Here is a 5709-nt window from a genome sequence, read left to right on the forward strand (position 1 = left end):
CGCAATCGTGTCCACGCCCTTCATCCCCCTACACCACCCTTCCGGCCGTACCGGAGGGCAGTCTGCGAGAACGAGGTTAGGGGGTCAGAATTGGACGCCGATCCCCCGCCTCACGGGGTCAAAGTTGCACGCCGAAACACAGGCAGGTGCGGATCGCGGCTATCGACCAGACCGTCCGGCCATAGGCCATCACCTCGGGCTTCGATGCGCCGGAGCAATCGTCGAGGAGACATGCGGGGCAGAAGCGCAGAGACGTCCTGAGGAGACTGCTCTTCGGGAGGCGTTCGCCTCGAAAGAGATGTCCCTCGGGCACGCGACGAAACGCTTCGGCGGCGAGCGTGGCCGGATCTGCACCCGCCAGATCTGCGAGCGCCGTCAAGGCATCCGGCTGTCCGTCGACGACACGTCTGAAATCGATCCCCATGTCGGCACAGAAGGACCTCGCGCTGGCATTGTTGGTCAGATGTAGCTGCGCCAGCCGCGAGGCGAGGGAGGTCGGAGCCTCCCCCGCCAGATGCGGCAGCGTGGGATGCAGACGCCTGCCGTTCATTTCGACTTGCCCGGCTTCTTCGGCTTGCGGACGGCCGGCGCCTGGGCTTTCGAAGCTTTCGGCTTCGTCGGCTCGACATCTGCGCGTGGGCGATCCAGAACCTGTTGTGGATCCGTTTCCCGCCACCCAACCGCGAGAAAGGGGTTCGAGGAAGTCGGGCACCCGCTTCGAGACCGGTAGACCTCGGCAAAATGGCTCGGACGAAGCTTGCCATCGCCTTCGAGGAACGCCTCTTCGATCGCGTCGCAGGCGATCTCCATCGCCAGGCCGAGCGCGTAGTTGGCGGCGTGGATCAGGCGAGCGGCCAGATCCTCGACGATCGTATGATCGAGCTTGAGAAAGGTGCCCTCGATCAGATCCTCCAGGGTGTCCGCGATCAAGTCGACATCACCTGGGATCGTCAGCCGCTTGAACTCCACGAACTTGCAGCGCCGGTACACCTGACCGTCGGTGCGGAGAAAGTCCGCGAGTTCGCAAGTTCCCGACAGAATGAGCAGCATCGGTTTGTCGCGGTCCTGGATCAGGCTTTTGATGGTGTTGAGGACGCGCCTCTTCTGGTCGGAGTTCGCCGTTTGAGTGACGTGCTGCATTTCGTCGATATGGACGATCCGTATGCCCCGCTCATCGATGCGGCGTCTGACGTCCTCCCAGATCAAATGCTCCTTCCTGTCGCGCTGGATGGGGTAGCCGAGTTCCGGAAGCAGCTTGCGGCCGAGTTGCATCAAGGTGCACGGCGAAGGCGCGACGATCGATACGAGCACCTGTTCCACGTGCTCGCGGCGCTCCCTGAACAATCTCTTGAGAGAACGGGACTTGCCGGCACCGGTCTCCCCGGTCAGGACCAGAATCCTCCCCTCGGGCTTGTCGGCCTCCTCATCCGCATCAGCGTCGTCTACTTCGAGATCGAAGTCGTCGTCCGCGACCCGACCGCTTTCGACGTGGCGGGCGTCGGCAATCTTCAACGGTACCTCGATAGTTGGACCGGGCACCAGTCCCACGACGTCGAGCAACCGGTCAAATTGGATGGCGAGCAGTTCATACCCGGGGGAGGGCAGGAACATCCGGCGCACGCCGCGCAACAACCTCTTGATAGAGATTGAATACGCCGGCTGGCGAGCCGGCTCATTCGGGGGAAGAGCAACGTCGCTACTCACTTCATCTCTCCAGTTTCACGGCGGTTCGCCTCCGGCGGTGGCCGGCGGGCTCAGTTGCATCCGGAACGGACGCGCTCTTGGCCTCGTCCGCCTCGGGCGCCGCCGAACGATCCGGCACGCTTGGGGTGCTGGGGGTAGACACGGCCGGCCGGTCGGCGACCGGAACAGCAGCTGCCGATGTCGAGCGGACCGACGGTAACGGTGAGGAGCCGGCGACGACGCGAGACGCTCCGACGGCGAAACTGCGCCTGACCGAAAATGCGAAGCTCGTTGGCAGCGTCCCTGTCGGGGAGGACTGCGACGGATAAATCTGCGGCGTCGCAACATCGTATTCTGAGACTTCTTCTGTCGGAGGGACTGAGAAACCGATGCTAAGTTTATCTTCGTAGTGCTTTATTAAATCAGAATCGTACTCAACACCCTCAATCTCCGCGATTTCGACGGCGTTGCGATGCGTCATCTCGATCTCTTCGATCGTCTTCAAGATGATCGGCAGTCGCATCTGCGCGACGTTGTCGTAAATGCGGGAAAGCTCGCCCGCGGCCAGGATCCAATCGTCCAGCCGCCGCCCTTCCATGAATTTCGTCCTGCACCGGACCGTCTTCCATTCGATGCTGTCCGGATCCAGGCGGACCGAGATCGCACCCAGATTGTACGGGTCGAGCTTCACTTCCGCCTCGGTATCGCCTTTGCGACGGCACCAAGCCTGCAGTTCTTCGGAACTGTAGTCCAAACCCAGGACGCGGATGCCCGTCATCCGGGTAGGTCGCGTCACGTCGATCCCGAAACTGATCCGCATTCTGCTGGGATCCGGAGCGGGCATGGGCGGCAATAGCTTAGTCAGCCGCACCCATGCATCGCGCGGTGTCTCGCCACCAAGGCCGGCGTGCTTCTTGTTGTGATAGATGTCGACGCACCAGCGGATCAGCAGTTGCGAGAATTGCTCGATCGTCAGCACGGCCCGAAGCTGAGCCGGATAGTCGCCAAGCGCCTTGATGCTTCCGCCCGTATTCCCCTCGAACCGCTTCAACAATCCTTTAAGGACGGTTCTGAAAAACCGCTCGATGAAGGCCCTGAGCTGCGGCTGGGCAGCAGGAGGGTTGAAGACGTCGACCAACAACGAGGCCGAGCGGAACTGAAACCACGAATTGACAAAGGCTGCCCCCTGATCGGTCGCCACCTTTATCGGCGACCCATGCTGATCCCAGGGACTGAGAGCGCCCGCCGCCCGACCAATACTAGTCTTATCGTAGAAAATCATGCGCAGCGTCTCGAGCGCGCCTTGCGAGCTCTCACTCCGCGTCAGCCTCATGTCGAGGATGCATCGAGATGCGACGTCGATCGCTACGCAGAGATACCACCGACTACGCTCGATTCCACTACGAAGTTTCGGCGACAGATGCTTCCAAACTTCAGTATCCACGAGGAGAACGTGTAGATCGACCTCATAATAATCCATTTCCACCCGCTCGAGAGCGTAGTAGACGTCCTGTCCTGTGCCGATGAGCTTACGTTTGCGGTGTGCGGCCTCGTGCCCAAGGCGCGCGAAATCGACCTCCCGCCCGTCGATCTTGGCGACCTCCAGACAGAAACGAGAGAAGGAAGGCGTTTCTTCGAGACGACTTCCCTCGTTGCGACGGCGATTGTTAAGCGCGTTGCATGCAATCACGAAGTCTTGATAAACAATATCTCTTGTCGGACAATGTGGTTTACAGTATTCAAATGAATATTCCTCAAGAATTTTATTCGTTTCATCAGTGAAACGGCAATCACGATTTCCTGATTTGTATCGGCCATCACGTAACGCGGTAAGATCCCAATCCGCTTGCTCAAGCCGCTCAACCCAACGCCGCAGAACGCTGCCGTTCAAAGCAGCATCGACATTGTTGCGGCAGCCACGTTTCTTCGGGGGCGGGGTCGGATCGTTGACGTCGCGATTGAGCTTCTTCTTCAGAAGACCAAGCTCGATGGATATCAGTTCCGCAGCACGCTTGTATCCATCACCAGTACGCGATATCTTTTTTCATAATATAGTTTATAGTACTCCTTGATGCATTCAATTTTGAATCCGACATCGTTTTGATCTTTCTTTGGTAAGTGCGAGATGGAAAGCGGATGTCTACGAGCACGCTCCACCACACAGCGCGGGCGAAAATATTCGGCTTCATACTTAAAGGTCGGCCTAAATGATTCCGCGTTGAATTATACATGCGTGATGAATGCCGTAGCGCCCGGATTGTGGACCTGTTTTAATTTGTGACCTCGTGCAGTGGTCTTGACGAGCCTCCATACCTCTCCCCACGCGTGGATACGGGCACCGTCGTCGATCGGCGTGATCGCGGCGAGCGGATTGCGGGCGGCCATTAGTTCAGCCCCTGCAGATGTTCGGACAGACCGGTGGCGAGAGAAACGCGGCTGCCGTAGCCGATACGACCCTCGCAGGAGACGACGAGCCAACCACGATCGATGAGGCGCAGGGCGGCGACGAAGGCCGCGCCACCGAGACCGCTTGCGGCGACGAGTTCATCGATCGTCCGCGTTGCTCCGGCAGCTGCCAGCAGATCGAGAACGACGTCTTCCGCCGCAAGCGGAGGACAGCGGCGCACGTAGCGAAGCAGCTTCGCGTTCGCGATCGTGTCGGGAGGGAGGTCCACCTCAGTAAGCAGCAGCACCTCGTCCGCCTGATCCGCGCGCAATTGCGACGCGATCAGTCCCATCGTCGAATCCCAGAAGCCACGCTCGACGAATACGAGGGGCTTAACCTGTATGTAGATGCGCCGAGCAGTAATTATTCTTATAAAAAAATCAAACGTATGCTCACGTTCGATACCGTCGATATCATATTATACGATCGATTCTGGCTGTTCGACCATATATTCTGGTCGCAGCAATCCATCGATTACAACGGCCCAGTTGTATTCGAGGCCACTCTCTACACTGATGATGCGGTAAGCGTCTCCGGAAGTGATCGGTAGAGTCGCCCGGGCCGAACCTTTCGAGCGCGGCGCGACATGTCGAGTTGCAAGACTTTCTTCCGGGTCGTTCCAGTACGCCGGTTCGAAGACGGGTAGGTACGGCGGTAGGTCGAGGAGCGCGGTTTCGAGGTCCATGGGTCGACTCGGCAAAGCAATCCCGTCGACCGGGAACGAGGGTCCTCCGGCCTTTGAGAATGGCTGTTGAAAAGGTGTCGACCGTCGGCGCGCATGGCGGCGCCCGCTTGCGGGCGGGGCGCGTCCATGGCAAGAATCCGCTTGCTTACGACGGATTGACCGTTGGTCGATCGAAGAGTGCGTGGCCGCTTCCAACGGCCACGCATTTTTTTTGAGCTACATGATTGCCTCCGGGCTTGGCTGTTGAGGCCAGCATGGCGACAAGGCCTGAAAATCGCAAAACGCGAATTTCGACTCCGGATGAATCATTTAGTTGGTTTTCGAGTTGCCTGCGTGGGTAGATCCGACAGGGCTTTCCCCCCTGGGGAGCAGTCGGATCTCAAGGATCGCGCCGACCGAAGACGCTGACCGGCAAACCCGGCTTTCAGGTCTGAGGCGGCTTAGATTATTTTGCCGCGCCCTGGGCTCGATCTCGCCGCGGCTGCTAAGCCGGGACGGCCGGTAGCCCCGTGGATATGGGCAGGCTTCGCTGCGGGGCGGATCGATGCCTCACCTGCGTGTCGGGCGAGAAACCATGGCTGAGATCGATCTCGATCCGACCTAAGCAGGCGAGTGCCAGGATCACCTCGATCGGTTCTGCGCAAGAGCCCGATAGGTCCCCGGATAGACGGCCTATCTCCATCCAGCCGGGATGCTCGCGAAGCTTCGCGATCGCGCGCAGTTGGTTACCGGGCGACACGAGGGTGTTTCGCATGGACTAGGTCGTGAACCCATAACGGGTGGCACGGTTTGGTCGGGGCGTCGTTGGTTCTTCGAATGGAGGACCGAGGATGGCGCGGTTTGACCTGACGGATGCAGAGTGGGCGGTGATCGAGCCGGTTCTGCCGACGGACGT

At 59.5% G+C, this 5709-nt stretch carries 5 protein-coding genes; all 5 read right to left on the reverse strand.

Translation table 11 applies throughout. From position 1 onward, the window contains the following. Positions 1 to 118: 118 nt before the first annotated feature. Positions 119 to 550, reverse strand: coding sequence for a TniQ family protein (locus MKL20_RS08535; protein ID WP_244036319.1), 432 nt, complete (start codon positions 548 to 550; stop codon positions 119 to 121). Beyond that, positions 547 to 1704 (reverse strand): ATP-binding protein, encoded by a 1158-nt coding sequence (locus MKL20_RS08540; protein ID WP_244036320.1) that lies wholly within the window; start codon positions 1702 to 1704, stop codon positions 547 to 549. Before MKL20_RS08540 ends, MKL20_RS08535 begins: the two co-directional genes overlap by 4 nt. A gap of 1 nt (position 1705) precedes the next feature. Further along, positions 1706 to 3574 carry a hypothetical protein gene (locus MKL20_RS08545; RefSeq protein WP_244036321.1) on the reverse strand — a complete coding sequence of 623 codons (1869 nt, stop codon included), beginning with the start codon at positions 3572 to 3574 and terminating at the stop codon, positions 1706 to 1708. Positions 3575 to 4067: 493 nt separating this feature from the next. Then, complete coding sequence (locus tag MKL20_RS08550; RefSeq protein ID WP_244036322.1) at positions 4068 to 4421, reverse strand: hypothetical protein; 354 nt, start codon at positions 4419 to 4421, stop codon at positions 4068 to 4070. A gap of 126 nt (positions 4422 to 4547) precedes the next feature. After that, positions 4548 to 4814 carry a hypothetical protein gene (locus MKL20_RS08555; RefSeq protein ID WP_244036323.1) on the reverse strand — a complete coding sequence of 89 codons (267 nt, stop codon included), beginning with the start codon at positions 4812 to 4814 and terminating at the stop codon, positions 4548 to 4550. Between the last annotated feature and the right edge of the window lie 895 nt (positions 4815 to 5709).

This window comes from Methylobacterium sp. E-066 (assembly GCF_022829635.1).
In the GTDB taxonomy this organism is placed as follows: Bacteria; Pseudomonadota; Alphaproteobacteria; order Rhizobiales; family Beijerinckiaceae; genus Methylobacterium.